At 24.0% G+C, this 333-nt stretch carries 1 protein-coding gene; it reads left to right on the plus strand.

What is annotated here, in order from left to right; translation table 11 throughout:
* On the plus strand, positions 1-333 hold a 333-nt coding region (locus HUK49_RS10695), incomplete at both ends, for a hypothetical protein (RefSeq protein WP_413230886.1).

Here is a 333-nt window from a genome sequence, read left to right on the forward strand (position 1 = left end):
TAATGATGAATATCTTAATAACAGGTCAAAAGCTAAAATACCACAAAATGTTAATAATTTTTTAAAGCAACAAGCACCAGCTATTGAACAAAAATACGATACTATGTCTAATGATTACATAAAAGCAAAAGCTAGTTTAAGTAAGATACCTTTAGTTAAATATTCAACTATGCAATACTTCCACAAAGAATTGAATATTCAAGATAGTATTGATAATCAACAAACTAAAAATGCTATTAATGAATTAATATCTAATGGGAAATCAAATAAATATAATAAATTACAATCTTCTCTGCCTAATGAAAAATTAAATTTGCTAGATGATTATGAAAC

Source organism: Limosilactobacillus portuensis (genome assembly GCF_014838735.1).
GTDB lineage: Bacteria > Bacillota > Bacilli > Lactobacillales > Lactobacillaceae > Limosilactobacillus > Limosilactobacillus portuensis.